The organism is Rodentibacter sp., from assembly GCF_057314195.1.
Genome location: NZ_DBHLAM010000041.1, coordinates 1 through 22,114 on the forward strand (window position 1 = coordinate 1; position 22,114 = coordinate 22,114).

23 protein-coding genes and 1 riboswitch are annotated in these 22,114 nt (G+C 43.7%); of the genes, 9 read left to right on the plus strand and 14 right to left on the minus strand.

Annotated features, from left to right (window positions below):
* Positions 1-673 (minus strand): polyamine ABC transporter ATP-binding protein (gene potA / locus ACO59Y_RS05770; protein ID WP_486131446.1); only part of this gene is annotated, 673 nt, incomplete at its 3' end.
* 302 nt (positions 674-975) lie between these two features.
* Here potA and pepT point away from each other — a divergent pair.
* Positions 976-2,211, plus strand: coding sequence for a peptidase T (gene pepT / locus ACO59Y_RS05775; protein ID WP_486131448.1), 1,236 nt, complete (start codon positions 976-978; stop codon positions 2,209-2,211).
* 144 nt (positions 2,212-2,355) lie between these two features.
* Here the strand turns inward: pepT and ACO59Y_RS05780 are convergent, their stop codons facing one another.
* From ACO59Y_RS05780 to queC, 3 genes are read right to left on the minus strand one after another with little or no spacing between them, the layout of a single operon-like run.
* On the minus strand, positions 2,356-3,030 hold the full coding sequence (locus ACO59Y_RS05780) for a 7-carboxy-7-deazaguanine synthase QueE (protein ID WP_486131450.1): 675 nt from the start codon (positions 3,028-3,030) through the stop codon (positions 2,356-2,358).
* Complete coding sequence (queD, locus tag ACO59Y_RS05785; RefSeq protein WP_486131452.1) at positions 2,991-3,416, minus strand: 6-carboxytetrahydropterin synthase QueD; 426 nt, start codon at positions 3,414-3,416, stop codon at positions 2,991-2,993. Before queD ends, ACO59Y_RS05780 begins: the two co-directional genes overlap by 40 nt.
* The gene (gene queC / locus ACO59Y_RS05790) at positions 3,409-4,092 is read right to left on the minus strand and encodes a 7-cyano-7-deazaguanine synthase QueC (protein ID WP_486131454.1); all 684 of its coding nucleotides are present in this window, start codon (positions 4,090-4,092) and stop codon (positions 3,409-3,411) included. Before queC ends, queD begins: the two co-directional genes overlap by 8 nt.
* Before the next feature lies 1 nt (position 4,093).
* Positions 4,094-4,138: riboswitch (PreQ1 riboswitch) on the minus strand.
* Between the two features lie 106 nt (positions 4,139-4,244).
* On the opposite strand from queC, the gene ACO59Y_RS05795 reads away from it, so the two are divergent.
* Positions 4,245-4,979 (plus strand): glutamine amidotransferase-related protein, encoded by a 735-nt coding sequence (locus ACO59Y_RS05795; protein WP_486131456.1) that lies wholly within the window; start codon positions 4,245-4,247, stop codon positions 4,977-4,979.
* Between the two features lie 66 nt (positions 4,980-5,045).
* Positions 5,046-5,189 carry a hypothetical protein gene (locus ACO59Y_RS05800; protein WP_486131458.1) on the plus strand — a complete coding sequence of 48 codons (144 nt, stop codon included), beginning with the start codon at positions 5,046-5,048 and terminating at the stop codon, positions 5,187-5,189.
* Positions 5,190-5,244: 55 nt separating this feature from the next.
* Here ACO59Y_RS05800 and ACO59Y_RS05805 read toward each other — a convergent pair whose 3' ends face one another.
* Positions 5,245-5,799, minus strand: coding sequence for an NAD(P)H nitroreductase (locus ACO59Y_RS05805; protein WP_486131460.1), 555 nt, complete (start codon positions 5,797-5,799; stop codon positions 5,245-5,247).
* 112 nt (positions 5,800-5,911) lie between these two features.
* Here ACO59Y_RS05805 and sppA point away from each other — a divergent pair, with 112 nt between their 5' ends.
* Entirely contained in the window at positions 5,912-7,777 is a 1,866-nt protein-coding gene (sppA, locus tag ACO59Y_RS05810; protein WP_486131462.1) for a signal peptide peptidase SppA, read from the plus strand.
* A gap of 41 nt (positions 7,778-7,818) precedes the next feature.
* Here sppA and ACO59Y_RS05815 read toward each other — a convergent pair whose 3' ends face one another.
* The 7 genes from ACO59Y_RS05815 to ACO59Y_RS05845 form a co-directional block, all read right to left on the minus strand.
* A complete protein-coding gene (locus ACO59Y_RS05815; protein WP_486131464.1) occupies positions 7,819-7,947 on the minus strand; it encodes a hypothetical protein in 129 nt (42 codons plus the stop codon).
* Positions 7,948-8,042: 95 nt separating this feature from the next.
* A complete protein-coding gene (locus ACO59Y_RS05820) occupies positions 8,043-8,975 on the minus strand; it encodes a bile acid:sodium symporter family protein (protein ID WP_373602998.1) in 933 nt (310 codons plus the stop codon).
* Between the two features lie 57 nt (positions 8,976-9,032).
* On the minus strand, positions 9,033-9,842 hold the full coding sequence (locus ACO59Y_RS05825) for a peptide ABC transporter ATP-binding protein (protein WP_486131466.1): 810 nt from the start codon (positions 9,840-9,842) through the stop codon (positions 9,033-9,035).
* A 3-nt stretch (positions 9,843-9,845) separates the two neighbouring features.
* The gene (locus ACO59Y_RS05830; protein ID WP_486131468.1) at positions 9,846-10,901 is read right to left on the minus strand and encodes a peptide ABC transporter ATP-binding protein; all 1,056 of its coding nucleotides are present in this window, start codon (positions 10,899-10,901) and stop codon (positions 9,846-9,848) included.
* A gap of 12 nt (positions 10,902-10,913) precedes the next feature.
* Positions 10,914-11,801, minus strand: a complete 888-nt coding sequence (locus ACO59Y_RS05835) for an ABC transporter permease subunit (RefSeq protein WP_373602995.1) — start codon at positions 11,799-11,801, stop codon at positions 10,914-10,916.
* Complete coding sequence (locus ACO59Y_RS05840; RefSeq protein WP_486131471.1) at positions 11,791-12,756, minus strand: ABC transporter permease; 966 nt, start codon at positions 12,754-12,756, stop codon at positions 11,791-11,793. The genes ACO59Y_RS05835 and ACO59Y_RS05840 overlap by 11 nt, the downstream gene beginning before the upstream one ends.
* Before the next feature lie 2 nt (positions 12,757-12,758).
* Positions 12,759-14,456 (minus strand): ABC transporter substrate-binding protein, encoded by a 1,698-nt coding sequence (locus ACO59Y_RS05845; RefSeq protein ID WP_486131473.1) that lies wholly within the window; start codon positions 14,454-14,456, stop codon positions 12,759-12,761.
* Between the two features lie 69 nt (positions 14,457-14,525).
* Here ACO59Y_RS05845 and ACO59Y_RS05850 point away from each other — a divergent pair, with 69 nt between their 5' ends.
* On the plus strand, positions 14,526-15,968 hold the full coding sequence (locus tag ACO59Y_RS05850; protein ID WP_486131475.1) for a YcjX family GTP-binding protein: 1,443 nt from the start codon (positions 14,526-14,528) through the stop codon (positions 15,966-15,968).
* A gap of 149 nt (positions 15,969-16,117) precedes the next feature.
* Here the strand turns inward: ACO59Y_RS05850 and ACO59Y_RS05855 are convergent, their stop codons facing one another.
* Complete coding sequence (locus tag ACO59Y_RS05855) at positions 16,118-16,990, minus strand: VirK/YbjX family protein (RefSeq protein WP_486131477.1); 873 nt, start codon at positions 16,988-16,990, stop codon at positions 16,118-16,120.
* Between the two features lie 69 nt (positions 16,991-17,059).
* Between ACO59Y_RS05855 and ACO59Y_RS05860 the strand changes: the two genes are divergently transcribed.
* Positions 17,060-18,139 (plus strand): TIGR01620 family protein, encoded by a 1,080-nt coding sequence (locus ACO59Y_RS05860; protein WP_486131479.1) that lies wholly within the window; start codon positions 17,060-17,062, stop codon positions 18,137-18,139.
* 36 nt (positions 18,140-18,175) lie between these two features.
* On the opposite strand, the gene cls is transcribed toward ACO59Y_RS05860, so the two are convergent.
* A complete protein-coding gene (gene cls, locus ACO59Y_RS05865) occupies positions 18,176-19,636 on the minus strand; it encodes a cardiolipin synthase (protein WP_486131481.1) in 1,461 nt (486 codons plus the stop codon).
* 13 nt (positions 19,637-19,649) lie between these two features.
* Here cls and ACO59Y_RS05870 point away from each other — a divergent pair, with 13 nt between their 5' ends.
* Genes ACO59Y_RS05870 through ACO59Y_RS05880 form a run of 3 tightly spaced genes read left to right on the plus strand, consistent with a single transcriptional unit; the run spans position 19,650 to position 21,949 of the window.
* Entirely contained in the window at positions 19,650-20,330 is a 681-nt protein-coding gene (locus tag ACO59Y_RS05870; protein ID WP_486131482.1) for a TIGR01621 family pseudouridine synthase, read from the plus strand.
* Positions 20,331-20,362: 32 nt separating this feature from the next.
* Positions 20,363-21,166: an exodeoxyribonuclease III gene (xthA, locus tag ACO59Y_RS05875; RefSeq protein WP_486131483.1), complete on the plus strand. Its 804-nt coding sequence runs from the start codon at positions 20,363-20,365 to the stop codon at positions 21,164-21,166.
* 9 nt (positions 21,167-21,175) lie between these two features.
* Positions 21,176-21,949 (plus strand): TIGR01619 family protein, encoded by a 774-nt coding sequence (locus tag ACO59Y_RS05880; RefSeq protein WP_486131485.1) that lies wholly within the window; start codon positions 21,176-21,178, stop codon positions 21,947-21,949.
* Positions 21,950-22,114: the final 165 nt, after the last annotated feature.

The following is a 22,114-nucleotide window of genomic DNA, read 5'->3' on the forward strand; positions in this document are numbered from 1 at the left end:
GAGAGCCGTCTTGTGCAATTTTACCTTTACGCAATAAGACAATACGATCAGACATGGTGATTGCTTCTTCTTGGTCGTGGGTCACGAAAATAAAGGTAATGCCTAATTGGCGTTGTAATTGCTTTAATTCATATTGCATTTGTTTGCGTAATTTATAATCCAGCGCAGACAAGGATTCATCAAGTAATAATACTTTCGGTTTATTTACTACCGCACGGGCGATAGCGATACGTTGTTGCTGACCGCCGGAAAGTTGGGTCGGTTTACGATCCGCCATTTCTTCCAGTTGCACCATACGCAAGGCTTCCAGTACGCGTGGTTTAATTTCCGCCTCCGGCACTTTTTGCATACGCAAACCGAATGCCACGTTTTCAAAAATAGTCATGTGCGGAAACAGCGCGTAACTTTGGAATACGGTGTTTACGTGGCGTTTTTCCGCCGGAACATTGGTAATGTCTTCACCGTCCAAAATAATATTGCCTGAATCCAATTCTTCCAAACCGGCTAATAAGCGTAAAACTGTCGTTTTACCGCAGCCGGACGGACCGAGAATGGTGACGAATTCACCGTTATTAATGGTTAAATTGAAATCGCTAATAATGGTGTTGGAACCGTAAGATTTTTTGATTGAACGAAGCTCGATAATCGGCTTGTTTTGAACCGGATTTTCCACTAGCTTTGGTTTTCTCCCTAATTTCACCAATAATTTTGGTACTGAGTAGAAACAGGAACCTGCCGGATAGCAGGCGCGACTAAAAAGAAGACGCTATGATATAGTGAAATATCAATAATGAAAAGGATTTCATGCCTTAAAAAGGCAAAAAACTTACCCGTTAAAAAATGCCTCAAAAGACATCATACTTTTTGTTTTTATGCCTTAATTTTCAGTTAATTAGCGAATGTTTGCTATATATCAAGAATCCTATTGGGGATTATCTTTAAACTAAAAACGATAATTTATAAAAGGTTACCAAAATGGAAACAAATGATTATAAAAAAAATTTATTAACGCGCTTTTTGCACTATGTTTCTTTCGATACGCAGTCCAAACCAAGCGCAAAACATTCGCCAAGTTCTGTCGGACAAATGAAATTGGCACAAAATTTACAAAAAGAATTGACGGAATTGGGCTTACAAAACGTGCAAGTGAGCAAACACGCCGTTGTGACCGCTTATTTGCCGGCAAATTGTGCCGAACTTTCTCATACTATCGGCCTAATTGCTCATTTGGATACTTCGCCGGAATGTAGCGGTAAAAACGTGCGGCCGGAAGTCATTGAAAATTATCGTGGCGGCGATATTGCGTTGGGGAGCGGCGAGGAGTTTATTAGTCCGGCATATTACCCGTTTATGCATCAATTAATCGGTAAAACTTTAATCGTCACCGACGGCAACACGCTATTGGGCGCGGATAACAAAGCGGGAATAGCCGAAATTATGACCGCATTGGAAGTGCTTCAACAAGGCGGTTTGCCACATTGTAATTTATGTGTCGCTTTTACGCCGGACGAAGAAATCGGACTCGGCATGCAATATTTTCCGTTGGAGGATTTTCCGTGTGATTGGGCTTATACACTTGACGGCGGCGAAGTGGGCGAGTTGGAATATGAAAACTTTAATGCCGCAACGGCAAAAATTCATATTGTCGGTAGAAACATTCATACCGGTTACGCCAAAGGAAAAATGGTGAATGCGTTGGCGTTGGCATGCGATTTCCACCAAGGTTTTTCTAAACAAGATGTGCCGGAAAAAACGAGCGGCAGAGAGGGCTTTTTTCACTTGAATCACCTTGCAGGCGATGTTGAAAAGGCCGAATTGCATTATTTAATTCGTGATTTTAACGCCGAATCTTTTGTGCGCCGTAAACAATTTGTGCAGGATTGGACTGCAAAATTTAATGCGGAAAAAGGCTTGAAACAACTGATAGAATGTGTTGTTCAAGACAGTTATAGAAATATGTATGAGGCGGTGAAAAAAGTTCCGCAAGCAATTTCCATTGCTGAAAAAGCGATGGCAATATGCGGTGTGAAGGTTATTCACAAAGCCATCCGCGGTGGCACGGACGGTGCTTTTTTATCGGCAAACGGGTTGGCTTGTCCGAACATTTTTACCGGTGGCTATAATTTTCACAGCAAGCATGAATTAATCTCGCTTGAAGGAATGGAAAAAGCGGTAGAAGTGATTGTTGAAATGGTAAAACTCAAAAAATAATCAATAGTGTAAATTTTATCGAAATTATTGCGACAAAGGCGCAAAAGGATTGCCGGATTGTTCAGATGTCAAAATAGCACCGCATTGGAACAGCTTCCAATGCGGTGCTATTTTCGATAGAGAAATTCTTTTTTCGCTTGAAGTTTATGCTATGCCGATTAATTTATGCGTTTGTAAACTCAGCTGCCATTTGGGTTTATTTGGGCGTTGGTTGAGTTGTCCGAGTTGAGTAATTGTTTCCAGTAAATTCATTTTGCCGTCGATTTCGCAAGGCGAAAGGTAATAATGTTCGGCTTGAATTTTTTGTTCAATGCGTTCGCAAAACGGGAGTACATCTTCATCTGCTACGATGCGTACTTCGTCAGCGACTTCAATACAACGTGCTTCGTATTTATAAGCGTAAAGCCGTTTAGGACTGGCGGCAATGTAATCAATTTGCTTAGGAACGGGTTTTAAACCGTTGGTTTCAATTGCTAAAAAATAGCCGTCGGCCTTGAATTGCTCAAGTAAAAAATCAAGTTTCGGTACGATGGCTGGTTCACCGCCGGTGATGATAATATTTTTCGCCGAAAATGAGCGCACTTTGGCTAAAATTTGTGATGCCGACCAACGTTCGAATTGATTATAGTCCGTATCGCACCAAGGACAGGCCAGATTGCATTTGCCGAAGCGCACGAAAATGCTTGGCATACCGGTATTAAAGCCTTCCCCTTGCAGGCTTTCAAAAATTTCGACGATGCGAAAGTAGGGTTCGGAGTCGGAGAGTTTTTCCACCGTATTTACTCCGAATATTCGCAAAATGAGGTTGGGGTTTCCCATAAACGAATGGCAGAAACGGCGAGTTTTTCTTCGTATTTCAAACGATTAAAAATAAAACGTGCCATTTCTTCCGCCGTAGTACGAAAAGGAACGCCGAATGTTTTGGAGTTTAATTCTTGTAGAAGTGAAGCGATTTTACTTTCCCGTTCGCTATTTTCATCGTAAATAAAAGCGTGATCCAACGGTTCTAGCACCGCTTTTTTCACTACGGCTTTCAAATCGGCAAAATCAATTACCATGGCTTTTTTAGCACCGCATTGGTGTAATGTATCCGCAATTTCCACTTGTAGTTTATAAGTGTGGCCGTGCAAGTTCTGGCATTTGCCGTCATGACCGTCCAACAAATGTGCCATGTCAAAACTGAATTCTTTGGAAATTTTAAACATTTTCACCATCCCTTTGGGCTAAATATTCAGCTAAGCCTTTATCACGTAAAATACAACTCGGGCATTTGCCGCAACCGCCTTCTACGCCTTCGTAGCAAGTGTGTGTATGGCGACGAATATAATCTAACGCGCCGAGCTCATCGGCAAGTTGCCAAGTTTGCGCTTTGTTAAGGTGCATTAATGGGGTTTTAAGGTTGAATCGATAGTTCATTGCGAGATTAAGGGTGACATTCATGGATTTGATGAAGACGTCTCGACAATCAGGATAGCCACTAAAATCCGTTTCGCATACGCCGGTGATAATGTCGGAAATGCCTTGCCCCTTGGCGTAAATTGCAGCATACAGCAAAAATAGCGCATTGCGTCCATCGACAAAGGTGTTCGGCATATCATCGCCTTTTTTCTTGATTTCGACAGATTCGTCCATCAGCGCGTTGTGCGTGATCGCTTTGATTACAGACATATCAATCAGTGTTTGTTGCACGCCTAAGTCTTGCGCGATCCATTTCGCTTTTTCCAGTTCAATAGCGTGACGTTGGCCGTATTGAAAACTGATGGCTTCGACATTCTCTACGCCGTATTCGGTGATGGCTTGAATTAAACAGGTGGTGGAATCTTGTCCGCCGGAAAAGATCACAATCGCTTTGCGATCGCGGTTTGGATTGGAAATATGCATATTTTACCTAGTTTTTTAGTGTAGGAGGTTTGCGAACTACGAAAGGGTGGCATTGTAGTGAGAAAGCGTGGGGTTGGCAAGTCACGCATTTTTCGAAAGATGTCGTGTCGTGTTAGAATAATCGGCAAATTCATTATTTCAAGAGACAGACGATGAAGGTTCATTTTATTCAACACGAAAGCTTTGAAGCGCCGGGAGCATATTTGGAGTGGGCAATGGCGCGCGGTTATCAGGTGAGTTTTTCAAAAGTGTACGAATATCAGCCGTTACCCGATGAACACGCGATCCAAAATTTGGATCTTTTAGTGATTTTAGGTGGGCCGCAAAGTCCAAGCACCATGCAAGCCGAATGCCCGTATTTTGATAGTCAAGCGGAGCAAACGGTGCTCAAGCGGGCTATTGATGCCGGTAAAGCAGTGGTGGGCGCTTGTTTGGGCGCGCAACTTATCGGTGAAGCCTTGGGGGCTGCGTATGAACACAGTCCGGAACGGGAAATCGGTAATTTTCCGATTCGATTGAATCGGCAAGGATTGGACGACCCTTTGCTATCACATTTTGGCGAAAGCACAGTGGTTGGTCATTGGCATAACGATATGCCGGGGCTTACGTCGAACTCGCAGATTTTAGCGGCCAGTGCCGGTTGTCCGCGCCAGATTGTGAAATATTCGGCGTTGGTTTATGGCTTTCAGTGCCATCCTGAATTGACACCAGACGTAGTACGACAATTAATTGCGGCGCAAGCCAATTTAGTTGAACAAAGCCAACAGCACCGCTTTGTACAGCATCCAGACGAGATCTTGCTTTATGATTATCGCGAAATGAACGAAAAATTATGGTTATTTTTAGATCGATTGATTGAGGCTTATCGCCAAACAACGCAAAACTAAAGTCCGCGGCATTGTAAAAATTGTGTTACAATCGCTCCGCTTTTATTTATGGCAAAGGTAAAGTGTATGAAAAAACTACTATTAATTATGGCAAGTGTGTTGGTTATTTCCGCATGCGCCAATAAAGATGTCTATTTTAATGGTTCGGAAGGCTCTCATTCGGGCATGAAATTCGATAAAGATACTCGTCATTGGGGCGTAAATCGATAAATTTCCGGCAGAGGTAAACGAAAAATGAGCGGTTTTTAATAAACCGCTCATTTTGTTATAAATAACTGACAAATGCTGTTGTATTGCTTTGACGACATTCGCGTTCCGCTTTTTCTGCAGCCGTCCCGATCATCAATAGCGCCACTATTTCGTCTTGTTCGTGGCAGCCAAGAGCTCGACGTAATGCGCTGCCTTTTACCCATTTATTGGTAAGCCAAACATTGTCGAAACCTTGCGCGTTAGCGGCGAGTTGAATGCCGTAAGAAGCGCAGCCGGCAGTAATTAATTGTTCCCATTTTGGTACTTTATCCGCATCGGGAGTGATTTTTGCGATAACCGCGATCACCATTGGCGCTCGATGGGCGAGATTCTCCGCTTTTTTTAATTTATCTTCGCCGAGCTTCAGCTCCAGCACCGCATCCTTTAGCAACATTTCCAATTTGTTCAATCCTTCATGTTCTATGACTACAAAATGATAAGGCTGGAGTTTGCCGTGATCGGGAGCACGTAATGCAGCTTGGAAAATTTGTTCCAGTTGCTCTTTATTCGGTGCCGGCGCAATGAGTTTTTTATTGGAACGACGGGTGGTCAAAAGCGTTAAAGTATCCATTTCTTGCCTCGTTGAATAAGTTTGTGAAATTAAAACGCGGCAGATTATAACATAGTTTTCATGGGCGCTTTATGTTACCCTAAGCGCAATTTTTTTCATTTCAAAAAAGCTTATGAACCCAGTATTTAAAGTACTCCGATACGGTTGGAAAACCCTAAATTTTATTCGTGATTTGGTCATGAATTTATTCTTTTTAGTTTTTGTTTTATTGATGGTAACGCTTGTCGGTCTAACCGACGGCGGTAAAAAAACGGCGGTTAATTTATCTACCGATAAAGGCGCGTTGCTATTGAATTTAGATGGTTATTTGGCGGATAACCGCGACGATGCGTTGAATTGGCAACAGGCGCTAAAAGAATTGAGTGGTAATGAGCATACGCCGTTAAAGATTTCTACTTTTGATTTAGTTTATGCCATTAATTTGGCGAAAGACGATGCCGGTATTCGCGGCTTAGTATTGGATCTTAATGATTTTTCCGGTGGCGATTTGCCTGCAATGAATTATATCGGCAAAGCCATTGAAAATTTCAAAACTACCGGAAAACCGGTTATTGCCTTTGCCAATAATTATTCCCAAGGGCAGTATTTTTTAGCAAGTTTTGCCGATCAAATTTATCTGAATCCGAACGGGCAAGTCTTGATTCAAGGTTTGACGCAAGAAAATTTATACTATAAAGACCTATTGGACAAACTCGCCGTCACGCCACATATTTTCCGAGTGGGAACTTATAAGTCGGCGGTGGAACCGTTTTTACGCAACGATATGTCGCCGGAAGCGAAGGCTAACGCGAATCAATGGCTGAACGGTATGTGGCAAAGTTATTTGCAAACGGTGAGTGCGAATCGCCATGTAACGACAGATAAATTTGCACCTGACGCGAAACAATATTTAACTGAATTGAAAGCGTTGAAGGGCGATGCTACGGCATACGCATTACAACGTAAATGGGTGACGGAATTAGTCACGAATTTGGATTTAGAACAAAAACTAATCGCGCTGTTCGGTCGAAATAGCGAAGGCGAAGCGAAAATGGTGGATTTTTCTACCTATTTATCGGGTTTTGAAGATCGTCTTATGCCGTCCGATGAGGAAAATAAAATCGCTGTGGTAAATGTGGAAGGCGCGATTATCGACGGCGAAAGCCTTGACGGCGATGTGGGCGGTGACACTATTGTGCGTTTGTTGCGCAAAGCGTATGACGACGAAAAAGTGAAAGGCGTTATTTTACGCGTGAACTCGCCGGGTGGTAGCGCTTTTGCTTCGGAATTGATCCGCCAAGAAACAGCGAATTTACAAAAAGCCGGCAAACCGGTGGTCGTGTCGATGGGCGCAATGGCTGCCTCGGGCGGTTATTGGATTTCGGCGACAGCCGATTACATTATCGCCGATCCGAACACTATAACGGGGTCTATCGGTATTTTTGCCATGCTACCGACTTTTGAAAATGCGATTAATAAAATCGGCGTGAATGCCGATGGTGTAAGTACCAGTGATTTAGCGGAAATGTCCGTTTTTAGTCCGCTTTCAAAGAATATGCAGGATATTTATCAACTTGAAATTGAACACGGTTACGATAAATTTTTGACGCTCGTCGGTCGCGGACGTCAAATGTCGAAGGCAGCAGTGGATAAAATTGCACAAGGACAAGTGTGGCGCGGCACCGATGCCTTTAAACACAACCTGGCAGACGAATTGGGCGATTTTGATCGTGCCGTTGAAAAGATCGGCGAACTGATTAATGTTTATCGCGATACGGTGATTGAAAATTTCAGCGTGGAGTGGATGACGGAAGACGATGGAAGTTTGATCGGCAAGCTTTTTCATGATTTAAAGCAAAGCAGCCAATCGTTGGTTGCTACCTGGCTTGATTTACCGAAACCGATTCGACAAATCAAAGAAGGATTAAACCGGTTGAATAAATTTAATGATCCGAAGGGACAGTATTTATATTGTTTGAATTGCGGAACGGTGAGATAACGGAGAAAGCGGGCGAAAGTCCGCTTTTTTATTTTGCCTTTTCAGCGTACTGCATTGAAGTTTCGTTTGAGCACCGCATTGAAGTCGTGTTTGAGCACCGCATTGAAGTCGCGTTTGAGCACCGCATTGAAGTTGTGTTTGGGCACCGCATTGAAGTTGTGTTTGGGCACCGCATTGAAGTCTCATTTAGGCATTAGGGCGCGCCTAAGAATTGAAAAGCCTCTTTTAAAAGAGGCTTTAGGTTTGAAGTTGCGGTCGGCTCTGTCTATTTTTGGTTTTTCATATTGGCGAAAATATTCGCTAAAATTGGGCCGGAGACGTTGTGCCAGAAGCTGAATAAGGCGCTCGGTACGGCGGCAATCGGATTGAAATGTGCGGCGGCAAGGGCGGCGCCTAAGCCGGAGTTCTGCATACCCACTTCAATAGCGATAGCTTTGCTGTCGGCGGTGTTTAGTCTGAATAATTTCGCTGCTAGGAAACCGACAAAATAACCCAGGCAGTTATGCAATACGACGACGCTGAAGATTAGTAAACCGGACTCTACGATTTTATCTTTGCTTACTGCCACTACAGCCGCCAAGATTAATACGATGGAGAGTACGGATATCAGTGGGGTGATTTGGCTGACTTGCACGATGGTTTTTTTAAATAAGGCGCGCACGACTAAACCCAAGAAAATCGGGAATAACACCATTTTTAAGACGGACATAAACATAGCGGAGGCGTCGATATCAAGCCATTGGCTGGCTAACAGATAGAAAATCGCCGGGGTTAAGAGCGGGGAAAGTAACGTTGAGATGGTGGTGCAGGCGACGGATAATGCGGTGTTACCTTTGGCCAAATAAGTCATCACATTTGATGAGGTTCCGCCCGGGCAAGAACCGACCAAAATTACTCCGACAGCCAAATCAGGCGGTAAATCAAAGGCTTTGGCGAGAATAAAAGCGAGGCCGGGCATGATAATGAATTGACCGGCAACACCGATAATTACCGCTTGGGGGTGTTTTGCTACTTCGCCAAAATCATTGAAAGTGAGGGTGATTCCCATACCGAACATGACAAGGCCTAGTAAATAAGGGATGTAAGGTGCGAAAATTTTAAATTCCGCGGGAAATAAGAATGCGAGAACAGCGAAAACGATTGCCCATAAAGCAAAAGTTTTGCTAACGAATTGTGTAAATTTAAGCAAGGCTTGCATGGTTTTTCCTATGTGGTTTAAAAGAGCTGCCGATTCTAAAGAGGTTTTTCTGACAAATCAATCGTCGATATCGGCGCGCATCCAAGCGCGTTTGTCTAATAGGCTGCCAAAATGACTTTCTACCAGACGCTTGGTAACGGTGGTTTGCGGATTACTGAAGAGATCGTGTGGCGTGCCGTATTCGATCATTTTGCCTTCGTCCATTACCAGTACGTAATCCGCTATATGTTTTACCAAACCGAGATCTTGCCCGACATAAATATAAGATACGCCGAGGTGCGATTGTAAATCTAAAGTCAGATTGAGTAGTTGTACGCGTACGGAGGAATCAAGCGAATCAAGCGCATCGTCCACAATAATGATTTCCGGCTCTAAAATGAATGCACGAGCTAAAGCGACCCGTTGTTTTTGGCTGACGGAAAGATTTTTGATTTTTAGATTGGTGTAGTCGGGATAAAGTCCGACCATGGTGAGGGTTTCAAAAATTTTTTGGTTGCGCGTTTCTTCGTCCCAATCAGTCGTGAGTCGAAGCGGCGTATCCAGTGCTTCGCCGATATTCTGACGCGGATTGAATGCGGAATTTGCGTCTTGGAATACCATACGAATATGCTGGGTTCGGTAACGGGAGTTTTCGAAATTCAGCGTTTCGCCGTTAAATTTTATTTCTCCGGAGGTGGGTTTAATCATTCCGGCGATCATTTTTACCAAGGTCGATTTGCCGGAACCGTTCTTACCAATAATGGACAAGGTTTGTTTACGCTCCAGATTGAAAGTCATATTCTCCACCGCATTGAAGGTTTTTGAACCAAACCAACGCGCCGGGCCATCAAAGGTTTTACAGAGATCAATCACTTGTAACAACGACATGCTTTATTCCTTATTGTTGGGCTCGGCGGATAGCGTGAGCGGTGAAGTTGCAACGTTTTCTTTAGTGCGTCTTTCGCGTAAGTTAATCGGAAAATGGCAGGAAAATTCGTGTTGTTTAATGCGTTGACGCGCCGGTTTTTGAATGCATTGTTTTTGCGCAAACGGACAACGCGGGCCTAATCGGCAGCCCACCGGCATTTGTTCTAAAATTGGTACGGTGCCTTCTAGCGCTCCTAGTTTGCTTTTAAAGGCGAGTGCTTGGGTGAAATCCGGTACTGAATGAATTAATGCCTGAGTATAAGGGTGGTGCGGTGAGTCTAATAAAGTTTGAGTCGGCGCCGATTCCGTGTTTTGACCGCAATAGAGTACCGAAATCCCGTCGCAAAGTTCGCAGATACTGCGGATATCATTACTTGCTAATAGAATGCTGGTACCTTGGTTTTGGTTCATGCTGGCAAGCAGGCGGTAAACTTGGCGCGCAGTGATGGATTCCAACGTATTGGTTGGTTCGTCAGCAATCAATAAACGCGGTTGATTCGCCACCGCAATAGCGATCATCACTTTTTGGCCTTCGCCTTCAGTAAGTTCGTTCGGGTAGCTTGCCATAATATCTTTGTGTTCTTTTATTCCTACCCGGTGCAACAGTTCGATGGCGCGACGTTTTTTCCAGCCGAACCAATGCCACCATTTACCGCGAAATGTCCAATTTGGAATACTTTGTATCAATTGTTTACCGATTCTTCGGCTCGGGTCTAAACAGGTAAGTGGATCTTGGAAGATCATAGAAATTTCTTTGCCCACTAATTTACGTCGTTTCGCCGGTGGGAGCTTGAGTAATTCCACATCATCAAAACGAAAGCGATCGGCGGTGATAATCCAGTCTTCTTTGATGGCGTTGCCGATGACTTTGGCGATTAAACTTTTACCGGAGCCGGATTCGCCCACAAGACCCAAGATTTCGCCTTCGTTGAGGGTTAAATTTACACCGTCTACGATTTTAATGCGGCCGCTTGACGTTTTAATTTCGATATTGAGATTGCGGATGTCTAGAAGTGCCATAGTTTGTTTGTGTTATTCGTAATATTGATTAATGGCTTTGCATAACCCGTTGGTGAATATAATGCTCACTAAAATGGTGAGGATAATGGCAAAACCCGGCAGCAATACTGCCCAAGGCGCGAGATAAATCAGTTCTAAAGAATCTTTAATCATCGCCCCCCATTCAGGCATCGGACGTTGCGCCCCGAGGGAAATAAAACTTAAGGCGCTGATATCAAGAATAGCGATGACAAAGGCGCGTGAAATTTCTTGGATATAAGTCACTGTAATGTTGGGTAAAATTGTGCCGCTCAATAGTTCTCTATCAGAGATGCCATCAAGTTTTAACATTACCACGTATTCTTTTTTGAGTTCCTGTTGTATCGCACGATAAATCGCATGAATAAAATAGGGCAGAATCGCCAATAAGGTGGAGATAATCGCGTTCATCAAACTCGGTTCCATGAACGTGGAAATAATAATGGCGATTAATAAAATGGGCAGCGATAAGAAGGCATCGAAAATATGTCCGAGAAAACGCGCTTTAAAACCGTCCGACATTCCCGCCACAATGCCTAGCGCTCCGCCGATAATTGCAACTAAAAATACGACGATAAGCGAAGAACCTAGGGTATAGCGTGCGCCCATAATTAGGCGGCTTAATACGTCGCGGGCTAAATCGTCGGTGCCGAAGAAAAAGGCGATTTTTCCTTTTTCCCCCCAAGACGGTTGCATTAGTTCTTGTCCGACAAATTCCATACTATCGCTATAAGGCGCGATGAACGGAGCGAAGAGTGCGGTTAAAATGAGTAAGAAAAATAAGTAAAAGCTGAATAGAGCAACACGGTTTTTACGAAACTGTAGCCAAATTTGATAGAGAGACGTGCTTTCACGAAATTCATCTGGTTCTTTATCTTGCATACCAACCTTTCTTATTAAACGGATCAAGCATAAACATAAGCGTTTTGGCAAGAGAGTCGATGACAATAATGCAAATGCCCAACACAATTACGCCGGCGGAAATGCTGTTGTAATCTTGATTGGTCACCGCATTGATAAGCCAGCGTCCGATGCCAGGCCAGCCCAATGCGGTCTCCACCAGCATACATTGGGTGAGTACTAAAGTGAATACGCGGGTAATTTGCGGAATTAATAGCGGAAACGTATTACGAAAGACGTAACGTCGCAAAATCGTCCATTTCGACCAGCCGCGCGTAATGGCGACTTTAGTGTAATTTTGTTGCAGAATGATCTCCGCGCGTTGTTGAATAATGCGAATTATTTCCATAGTCGGCAAAATACCTAAGATTAAGGTCGGTAATGCGAGATGCTGCAACACGCTTTGCACAATTTTAGTGCGGTAAGGCACGTCCGTAAACCACACGTCAATCACCGGAAAACCGCTGATCGGTTTGATTTCATAAAGCAAATTATATTGCCCGCTGGCGGAAATTTCCCAACCGTAAATTGCTGCCGCATAAAGCAAAATCGGCGCCAGCCAGAAAATAGGAATAGATAACCCCACATAAGAAAGGGCTTGCAGACTTTTCGAAAAAATGCCTTGATTATTGAGCGCACTTAAAATTCCCAAAGGAATACTTAAAACTACTGCAAGCAGAAGTGCGCTAAAACAAAGTTCTAAAGTCGGCGGTAACACCGTAAAAATTAGCGATTTTAGCGATTGTCCGCCGTTATAGGTGATGCCTAAATCACCCTCTAATAAGGCGCCGAGATAATGAGAATAACTGCTGTAAATATTATTTGTAACAAGGGCGGCATTGAGTGGATCACGCATTAAGATGGCGAAGCTAAGCAGCGTTAAAATCAACAATAACAAGGCCGCCCAAAGCAGATGGCGTAATGCGGACCACAACATTATTATTTTTTCTCCTTGGTAAAGTAAAGCGTCGAGAAGTTCATGCTGCCGAACGGAGTTACTTGTACGCCTTTCACTTTGCTGCTTGCCACTAAAAAACGCTTGACGTTCGCAATCGGTATGATCGGTAATTCATTTAACACTAAATCCTGTGCCGCATTGTAATCTTTGGCGCGGTCGCTCAATGCGGTGCTGGTGAGCGCGTTATCCATCAGCTCATTAAACTTCGGATTGCACCAGTTAGATAAATTAGCCACTTCATTTTTCGTATCACAACTTAAAATTGGGCGCATAAAGCCGTCCGGGTCAAGATTTCCGGCCAACCAGCCGGTAAGGATCATATCGTAATCTTCCGTCGCGTGATTGAGTTGTTCTAACAGAAATGTGCGAGTAACCGAGCGAACTTTTACTTCCACACCCGCTTGCGCTAAATCCCATTTAATCAATTCTGCCGTTTTAAGCGGCGATGGGTTATACATTTGCTCTTCATTGAGTACCCACATAGTTAAATGCAATTTTTTATCTTGCAATATTTTTTTTGCTTGTTTCGGCGAGTAATCAAAATCAAATTCCGGTGTGTTTACACTGGACGCCCAAGAGACGTTCGGAATGATGTTATTAGCCACCGTTGCAGTGTTGTGATAAATGTTACGTACAATACGTGCGCGGTTAATGCTTCGGGAAATTGCTTGACGAATCTGTGCGTCTTGCATCAATGGTTTATTAAAGTTAAACGCCAAATAAGACAAATTCATACCGTCCGCCGATTGTAGATAATAGCGTTCGTCATTATCGTGCAACAGGCCAAGTTGGCTCACTTCCGGATAAGCGGCGATTTGGCATTCATTATTGAAAAATTTAACGAGGCGTCCGGTTCTATCAGAGGAAAGATCCACTACGATATGCTGAATTTTTGCGTCTTTGTTCCAGTAATTGTCGTTGCGTAATAAACGCACATATTGGTTATAAACATAATCCTGTACTTGATACGGCCCCGTGCCGACGGGATGTGTATCTAATTGGGCAAGGTTATCATCGGCGCTTAATTGATAGGTATATTCTTGTGAAAAAATAATGGCGTATTGGCTGGCAAGATGGGACAAAATTGAGGAATCCGGCTCAAATAATTCAATCTTGACTAAATAAGGATTAACCGCACTGACAGATTTAATTTTTTGATTTAATTTGATGCTGTCGAAATACGGAAAACGGACTTTTTTCGCTTGTTCGTGGAATACGCGATATTGCGGATTTTTATCATGCGTCGGATTATCTTGATTCAAAATTGGCAGATAAGTGTCGTGCCCGAGTACACGATTAATAGAAAACACCACGTCTTCCGCATTAAAATCACGCGTCGGCGTAAACCATGGGGTGTGGTGAAATTTCACGCCTTTGCGTAAATTAATTAAAATCGTTTTGCCATCGTCGGAAATTGAATAGGACGTCGCTAAAGAAGGCGTCACCGTCGCACTATGATTTTTAATTTCAAATAATTTGTTATAAATTTGCTCCGTCACCACATTCATACTGGTGCCGGCATCCGCCGTTTGCGGATTAAAAGAAAAACCCGACGCATTGGTGCAATAAATCAATCCGTTTTCCGTTAAACTTTGCGGCACGCGCGGCGCCGCTTGAACTTGCGATAACAAGCTCGTATTTAACAGGAAACAAAGAAATGTCAGGTTTAGACGCAACATAATGAGTGGGTTATGATAAATTATGCCGCAAATTGTAAGGTATATTAGTAAAAATGGCTAGGTTATTGAATGCTTAACACCCTCCAAAAAGAACTCAATCAAATCATTAACCGCGGGTTTGACCGCAACTTACGCTTGGCGGTAACCGGTTTAAGCCGTAGCGGAAAAACCGCATTTATTACCAGCTTGATCAATCAACTGTTATCCGTTAATCAAACTTCACCAAATCATTTGCCATTATTCGAAGCGGCACGCAACGGTTCGATTTTGGCGGTAAAACGTGTGCCGCAGAATGATTTGAGCGTACCGCGTTTTGATTATGAGGCTAATTTAAACGATCTGCTCCAACGGCCACCGCATTGGTGCCGCTCTACACGAGGCGTGAGTGAAACCCGTTTAGCAATCCGTTTTCAGCGTCAATCCGGTTTGCTGCGTCATGTGAAAGAGCGCGGCACGCTTTATTTGGATATTTTTGATTATCCGGGCGAATGGTTGTTGGATTTGCCGTTGCTTAATTTGGATTTCCAACAATGGTCGCTAGAACAGCATCAAATTACACAGGGCGTACGGGCGGAATTAGCGCAACCTTGGTTGGCGACGCTCAAAAAACTGGATCTCAATGCGGTTGCGAATGAAGATGTTTTAGCCAAACTCGCCAAAAGTTATACCGATTACCTCCATCAATGCAAAGTGCAAGGCATGCAATTTATTCAGCCGGGACGTTTTGTTTTGCCGGGAGAATTGGAAGGCGCGCCGGCGTTGCAATTTTTCCCATTGGTACATGTGTCGGAAGCTGACTGGAAAAGATTGAAAAAAGATGCCAAATCAAACAGTTATTTTGCGCTCTTGACTAAACGTTACGATTATTATCGCAATAAAGTCGTGAAAGGCTTCTATGAGCAGTATTTTTCCACGTTTGATCGCCAAGTGATTTTGGCGGATTGCTTAACGCCGTTGAATCACGGCCGGCAAGCATTTTTAGATATGCAAGCCGGGCTGAACGGGCTGTTTAAAAATTTCCATTACGGCAGCCGCAATTTTTTGACTCGTTTATTTTCCCCGCGCATTGATAAATTGATGTTTATCGCCACTAAAGCGGATCATATCACGAGCGATCAAATGCCGAATTTAGTCAGTTTGATGCGCCAATTAGTGCAAGAGGGCGGTCGCCATGCGGAATTTGCAGGCATTGATACGGAATATGTCGCCATCGCCGCTATTCGTGCCACCAAACAAGTAATTGTGAATCAAAACGGTAAACAAATTAAGGCGATTCAAGGTGTACGTTCGAAAGATAAGCAGCTAATTACTCTTTATCCGGGCAGCGTGCCGAGCAAATTGCCAAATCAAGAATTTTGGCAAAAACGTGTAAATGTTGGCGGTGAAAACGAGACGGGTGCGCATTTTGAATTTGATCATTTTGAGCCGCAACCGCTTGAACAAGGCGACGTAATTCCACATCTACGGATGGATGCGGTGTTGCAGTTTTTGCTAGGAGATCGATTTGAGTAAGCGATGATAATTTTGGCAAGTTCGTCATTGCCTTGCTCCAAGTATAGAGCAAGGCGCCGAAGAACGGGGTTTCAATGCGGTGCTAATTTGATCGTGTAATTTTGCCTTATCGCAACGATGGCAACCCTTGTAAACGGAAGCGGCGGGAATTAGCTTAGACGTTGCCGAATATCATTTGCTAAGGAATCCAGCATTTCATAACGTTTGCGATACATGGAACGTTTTTTGCTGACGATATCTTCGAGCGGTTTGCGTTCGATTTCCAGTGGCAGTCGCCAATAAGGCGCGTGATAAACGCCTTGATTTTCTTGCCAGAATTCGTCGTAATTAAACAAAATCTTACTGCGTGCGGAAAGCCGATATTTGCCTTGCGATTTATGCGGAATACCGACTAACTCGCATTGCCAATGTTTTGCCAGTTCGCGAAATACATTCATTAGCATAAACATTGGGCGCACGCCGTGTAAATCTTTGGTGGCTTGTTTCACCAATTCTTGCGTATTGCCGTGGCGCGGGCCTTGCATGGACGCGATAAGTAATTGATTCGGCGCCAAGAAAGTAAAAGAGGCATCATAAATGCGCTCGTCTTTTTGATTTCGAATGTTGATGGCGAAGTAGCCCTCGAAAGGATCGATTTCATTAATGCTTAAATTCAGCGTAAGATCATTACTTAATCGGCTGATTAAAATTACTTGTTCTTTAAGCAATCGCTCGCATAAGATCAAACCCAATTTTTGCTCTGCAATATTCAGATTTTGCGTAATCGCCTCGAATCGTTGCTGAGCAGAAAAACGTTTGTCGCAATAAGTGCTCAATAAGGGATTGAAACGATAATAATCTCGCGTAAAAAGTAACTGCCATTGATTTTTTTGATTTAAAAATTCAATCAGTTGATCACATTGTTTTTGGTGAAGAAAGCGGTACGCATAGTAACGAAGCTTTTCGCGCAATTGTTTCGCTAAAGGGCGGTCTTTGGAATAAGGATACATTTGCGCGTAAGTCGGAAAGGAAATGTTAGTCATTGGGGTATTTTAGTTTGATTGGTTATCGCATAGTGCGAACAGAAATAAAAAAACAGGGCGTATTTTATAATGGAAAAGCAAATTTTCAATCAGAATAATGAAATCGAGGCGGAAACCTTTCGCCCGAAACAAGAATTTACTCATGTGGAAATTATTCCCGATGAAACGTTAGAAGGTGACTCGCTTGACGACCAATTCGAGCGTTCAATAACGCCGCAATCCGGCATTTGGAAAACCTTGCTGAAACTGACCGCGCTTTTGTTCGGTACAGCGACATTGGCGCAATCGGTGCAGTGGATTTGGGACAGTTGGCAAAATCAGCAATGGATTTATTTGGCATTTTCGGTGGTAAGTCTTGTCATCGTGTTATTCGCTATCAAAGAAATCTTCGGCGAATGGCGTCGTTTAGTGCGCCTGAAAAAACGCGAACGGTTGCAGCAACAAAGCCGTTTACTATGGCGCTCTGATGCCGATATAGCGGGCTTCAATGCGGTGCCGGATCGCCCCTTCGAATATCAAGACGGCGAACGAGGTAAAACACTTTGTTTAGCGATGGTGGAAGCGTTGCAGTTAGATAATCAATCACCCACCGTTGTGCAATGGCAAAATCAGCTCGATGACGCCTATACCGCACAAGAAGTGGCGCAACTGTTTAGCCGAAATGTGCTTAAACCGTTTGATGCTAAAGCGAAAAAATTGATTGGCAAAATGGCGGCAGAATCTGCCGTGGTGGTGGCGATTAGCCCGTTAGCCTTGGTGGATATATTTTTTGTGGCGTGGCGCAATTTGCGTTTGATCAATAACATCGCCGAGATTTATGGCATCGAACTTGGCTATTGGAACCGCATTCGCTTGTTGCGTATGGTGTTGCTGAATATCGCTTTTGCAGGTGTAACCGAAATGGTGCAGGATGTCGGACTGGATTGGCTTTCACAAGATCTCACTGCCAAACTTTCAGCACGTGCAGCGCAGGGAATTGGCGTCGGTCTATTAACTGCGCGGCTTGGCGTGAAAGCCATGGAATTTTGTCGTCCGCTTGCTTTTCAACAAAATGAAAAACCAAAACTTTCTCATATTCAAAAAGAACTACTCACCACGGTTAAAGATGCGGTGCTAAATAAGAAAGTGAAGGAAAAAGAAGCGGTGTAAAAGAAAATGCGCGTTAGATAACGCGCATTTTTGTTATTACAACAACGGACTGAACAAAAAGAACAAGCGTTCGATAATGCGATAATAAAATGGTCGGACGAACCATTTTTGTTTGTTGAGCAATTCCGAATTGGCAATGTAACTTTCATGCAAAATCGCTACTTCGTTAGCAAACGCGCGATCTTCAACTGCAAGGGCCAGTTCGAAATTTAAGAAGAAACTGCGCAAATCCATGTTCATGGTGCCGATGAGTGAGAGCTTGTTGTCGATTAATACGCTTTTGGTGTGCAACAACCCCGCTTCAAATTCGTAGATTTCTACGCCGGCGGAAAGTAAATCGTCAAAAAACGTACGACTTGCCCAACCGACCATTAAGGAATCGTTTTTCTTTGGCAGTACCAAGGAAACTTTTACGCCGCGTAACGCTGCGATACGTAAGGCTTCGGCGATGCTGTGGCTTGGCACGAAATAAGGTGATGTAATTGTGATGCTTTCGCGTGCGGAATAAATTGCCAGCGCTAAACTTTGCGGCGCGAGATCGTCTGGAAACGCAGGGCCGGTGGCGATGACTTGCACTGAATGGGTGTCATTGTCGTCAATCGACACAAGTGGGCAATCCGGCAACAGCAGCGGCAATTCTACACCCGTTTCGATTTCCCAGTCCCACGCATGCAAACTGTTTAACACGGCAGACACCGCGCCGTTTACGCGCACCATCACATCAACCCAATTTCCCACGTGGCGGTCTTGCTTGAAAAACGCCGGATCGACCATATTCATGCTGCCGGTGTAGGAAATTTGATTATCAATAACGATAATTTTGCGATGTTGACGCAAGTCAATGCGGCTAAAAAACATTCGAAACGGATTAACGTGCAAGGTTTCCACAATTTCGATGCCTTGTGCGCGCAGTTCACGACAGGCTTGGCTTTTCAAAAACGGACGACTGCCGACAGAATCAAGCAAAATACGAATGTTCACTCCTCGTTGTTGCGCTTCAAGCAAGGTTTTCGCGACATTTTCCACCATGCCTTGATTCGACCAAATATAAAATACCATATTGATAGAATGTTGCGCTTGCCGAATATCCTCGATAATGCTCCGCATGATGTTTTCTGCCGTGTCGAGAATATGTAGCTCGTTGCCGCGAATACAAGGAATGCCCAAACGACGATAATTAAGATCGAAGAGCGGTCGATATCGCAGATTTTTCGGCATACTGATTAAATCGGTTTGCTCGGATAAATGTGCCAGCCAAGCGCGATATTTCGGATGCAAGCGACGAAAGGCGTCGGCGCGTTTGCTGCCGAGTTTTATTTCGCCGAAAATTAAATAGGCTAACACGCCGATCACCGGCACAAGATAAATCAGCATCAGCCAAGAAAGGGTGGCGGAGGAAGACTGTTTTTTCACTAAGAGACGCAGGGTGACCGAGATAATGGTTAGCCACGCCAACACGGGGATGATATAAACCAGTATAATATGTTCAAGATTCATTAAAATTTAGCTTATGACATTTGAAATTCTTTTAAAACGACGCGATTTTATCATCATTTACAAGCCTTGTGGTATGAGCGTGCATAAAGACGGGGCTGAGGTCGGACTCACCGAGCTTATTGCGCGGCAGCTTGGGGTCGCGCAGGTATGGTTGGTGCACCGTTTGGATAAAGTGACATCGGGCTTGTTGCTCCTCGCCCTCAATGCCGAAAGCGCGGCGGCACTTTCCCGACTGTTCGCAGAGCACCGCATTGAAAAGACTTATCTCGCCTTAAGTGGGCAAAAGCCGAAAAAAAAGCAAGGTCTCATTATCGGTGATATGCGCAAAGTCAGAAATGGCGCATGGAAATTGTGCCAAAGTCGTGAAAACCCGGCGATTACGCGATTTCAGTCGGTCAGTTGTGAAGCAAATTTGCGTTTATTTGTTTTGCAACCGAAAACCGGTAAAACTCATCAATTACGCGTCGCTATGAAAAGTCTCGGCAGCCCGATTTTAGGCGATGTGCTTTACGGTAAAAATGCCTCGGCGTTTGATCGGACTTATTTGCACGCGGCTCGTCTGCAATTTGAATTTAACGGCGAAACATTTGATGTGTTTGCTGCGCCGCAAGAGGGAGCGTGGTGGCGGAAAGCAAGTGTTCTGGCCAAAATGGCCGAAAAGCCGTTTTTAGGAAACGCGCAAATCTCTGTATAATAGCCAAAATTTTTTTCTTAATAGGAACACCAATGAAATTTATTTCTTTTAATATTAATGGTTTACGAGCTCGTCCGCATCAACTTGAAGCAATTATTGAAAAATACCGACCGGATGTTATCGGTTTGCAGGAAATTAAAGTGGCGGACGAACAATTTCCTTATGACATCACGGAAAACTTGGGATATCACGTGTTCCATCACGGTCAAAAAGGCCATTACGGCGTAGCGTTGCTGACCAAACAAGCGCCGGAATCAGTACGTCGAGGTTTTCCGACAGACAGCGAAGACGCTCAAAAACGTATCATTATGGCTGATTTTGAAACGAAATTCGGATTGCTTACGGTGATTAACGGCTATTTTCCACAGGGCGAAAGTCGGGCACATGAAACGAAATTTCCGGCAAAAGAAAAATTTTACGCCGATCTTCAACGTTATTTAGAGAAAGATCACGATAAATCAAATCCGATTCTTATTATGGGCGATATGAATATTAGCCCGAGCGATTTGGATATCGGCATCGGCGAAGAAAATCGCAAACGTTGGTTACGTACCGGCAAATGTTCGTTTTTACCGGAAGAACGAGAATGGTATCAGCGTTTGTATGATTACGGTTTGGAAGACAGTTTTCGCAAACTCAATCCGACATCAAGCGACAAATTTTCGTGGTTCGATTACCGCTCAAAAGGTTTTGACGACAACCGCGGCTTACGTATCGACCACATTTTAGTGAACCATCAATTAGCGCAACATTGCGTGGACGCAGGCATTGCGTTAGACATTCGTGCATTGGAGAAACCTTCCGATCATGCACCGATTTGGGCGGAATTTAAATAGGAAAATCAAATGGATATGGCTAATTGGCAGAATTATCGTTCGAGTGTAAACGGTATGCCTGCCGTATTTACCGCAAATATTGAAAACGTTGAACAATTTCGCGACAACAATTGTAATAAAATCGTACAATTTGCGCTTTTTTATGAACGCGATGAAACAGGGATGCCGTCGGCAAGGGAATATGATCTGTTGATTCATCGCATATTTAAATTACTTGCGCAATTGAGTGCGCTTCCGCAGGTATTTTTTGCCGGGCATTTTATTTGTAACGGCCAGGTCAAAATGCATTTTTACTGCGAACGGCCAGAAATTGTGCTGGAAACTTTGTCGCAAATCGATTTTGTGGAAGAAATAAACGTACAAGATGACCCGAATTGGGATATTTATTTCGATTTTCTGTTGGCCTCGCCGTTAGAAGTGAAAATAAACGCCACCGAGGAGTTATTGGGGCTGTTGCAAAGTAAAGGATGCGATTTAAGCGAGAGTTATACGGTGGAACACAGTTTTCATTTTAATGAGGAAGAAGATATGTTGCCTTTTATGGATGAGTTGAGTTTAGGCGATTATTTTTTCACGACGTTGCAATATTCCGTGCAACCGGTTCAATTTGACGAAGAAGGCGACTTTTATTATCTGGTGAAACTTGAGCAGGAGATTTCTCTTGATAACGGTGAAATTTTCGAACAAGTGGAAAGATTTGAAAAATTGGCGAATCGATTTATGGGCGAGTATATCGGCTGGGAATGCGATGATTTAATGGAAGAAAGTAAGCAGTTAAATTAATCAAATAGGCAAAATTAGACGGCGATTCGATTGGGCGATTTTGGACCATTGAATTGCCGTTTTTCTTTGGAAAATAGTATTTTCGTTCCACAATCACCGCTCAATGCGGTGCTCAATGCGGTGCTCAATGCGGTGCTCAATGCGGTGCTCAATGCGGTGCTCAAT

What these genes read in the sequence shown, in the direction of transcription:
- sppA (WP_486131462.1), top strand. Translation starts at nt 5,912, where the DNA reads ATGAACCCAGTATTTAAAGTACTCCGATACGGTTGGAAAACCCTAAAT.
- ACO59Y_RS05795 (WP_486131456.1), top strand. Translation starts at nt 4,245, where the DNA reads ATGAAGGTTCATTTTATTCAACACGAAAGCTTTGAAGCGCCGGGAGCA.
- ACO59Y_RS05870 (WP_486131482.1), top strand. Translation starts at nt 19,650, where the DNA reads ATGACATTTGAAATTCTTTTAAAACGACGCGATTTTATCATCATTTAC.
- ACO59Y_RS05830 (WP_486131468.1), bottom strand. Translation starts at nt 10,901, where the DNA reads ATGGCACTTCTAGACATCCGCAATCTCAATATCGAAATTAAAACGTCA.
- ACO59Y_RS05840 (WP_486131471.1), bottom strand. Translation starts at nt 12,756, where the DNA reads ATGTTGTGGTCCGCATTACGCCATCTGCTTTGGGCGGCCTTGTTATTG.
- ACO59Y_RS05880 (WP_486131485.1), top strand. Translation starts at nt 21,176, where the DNA reads ATGGATATGGCTAATTGGCAGAATTATCGTTCGAGTGTAAACGGTATG.
- ACO59Y_RS05845 (WP_486131473.1), bottom strand. Translation starts at nt 14,456, where the DNA reads ATGTTGCGTCTAAACCTGACATTTCTTTGTTTCCTGTTAAATACGAGC.
- queC (WP_486131454.1), bottom strand. Translation starts at nt 4,092, where the DNA reads ATGCATATTTCCAATCCAAACCGCGATCGCAAAGCGATTGTGATCTTT.
- ACO59Y_RS05805 (WP_486131460.1), bottom strand. Translation starts at nt 5,799, where the DNA reads ATGGATACTTTAACGCTTTTGACCACCCGTCGTTCCAATAAAAAACTC.
- xthA (WP_486131483.1), top strand. Translation starts at nt 20,363, where the DNA reads ATGAAATTTATTTCTTTTAATATTAATGGTTTACGAGCTCGTCCGCAT.
- ACO59Y_RS05780 (WP_486131450.1), bottom strand. Translation starts at nt 3,030, where the DNA reads ATGGGAAACCCCAACCTCATTTTGCGAATATTCGGAGTAAATACGGTG.
- ACO59Y_RS05800 (WP_486131458.1), top strand. Translation starts at nt 5,046, where the DNA reads ATGAAAAAACTACTATTAATTATGGCAAGTGTGTTGGTTATTTCCGCA.
- ACO59Y_RS05850 (WP_486131475.1), top strand. Translation starts at nt 14,526, where the DNA reads ATGCTTAACACCCTCCAAAAAGAACTCAATCAAATCATTAACCGCGGG.
- ACO59Y_RS05860 (WP_486131479.1), top strand. Translation starts at nt 17,060, where the DNA reads ATGGAAAAGCAAATTTTCAATCAGAATAATGAAATCGAGGCGGAAACC.
- ACO59Y_RS05825 (WP_486131466.1), bottom strand. Translation starts at nt 9,842, where the DNA reads ATGTCGTTGTTACAAGTGATTGATCTCTGTAAAACCTTTGATGGCCCG.
- ACO59Y_RS05820 (WP_373602998.1), bottom strand. Translation starts at nt 8,975, where the DNA reads ATGCAAGCCTTGCTTAAATTTACACAATTCGTTAGCAAAACTTTTGCT.
- ACO59Y_RS05835 (WP_373602995.1), bottom strand. Translation starts at nt 11,801, where the DNA reads ATGCAAGATAAAGAACCAGATGAATTTCGTGAAAGCACGTCTCTCTAT.
- cls (WP_486131481.1), bottom strand. Translation starts at nt 19,636, where the DNA reads ATGAATCTTGAACATATTATACTGGTTTATATCATCCCCGTGTTGGCG.
- queD (WP_486131452.1), bottom strand. Translation starts at nt 3,416, where the DNA reads ATGTTTAAAATTTCCAAAGAATTCAGTTTTGACATGGCACATTTGTTG.
- ACO59Y_RS05855 (WP_486131477.1), bottom strand. Translation starts at nt 16,990, where the DNA reads ATGACTAACATTTCCTTTCCGACTTACGCGCAAATGTATCCTTATTCC.
- pepT (WP_486131448.1), top strand. Translation starts at nt 976, where the DNA reads ATGGAAACAAATGATTATAAAAAAAATTTATTAACGCGCTTTTTGCAC.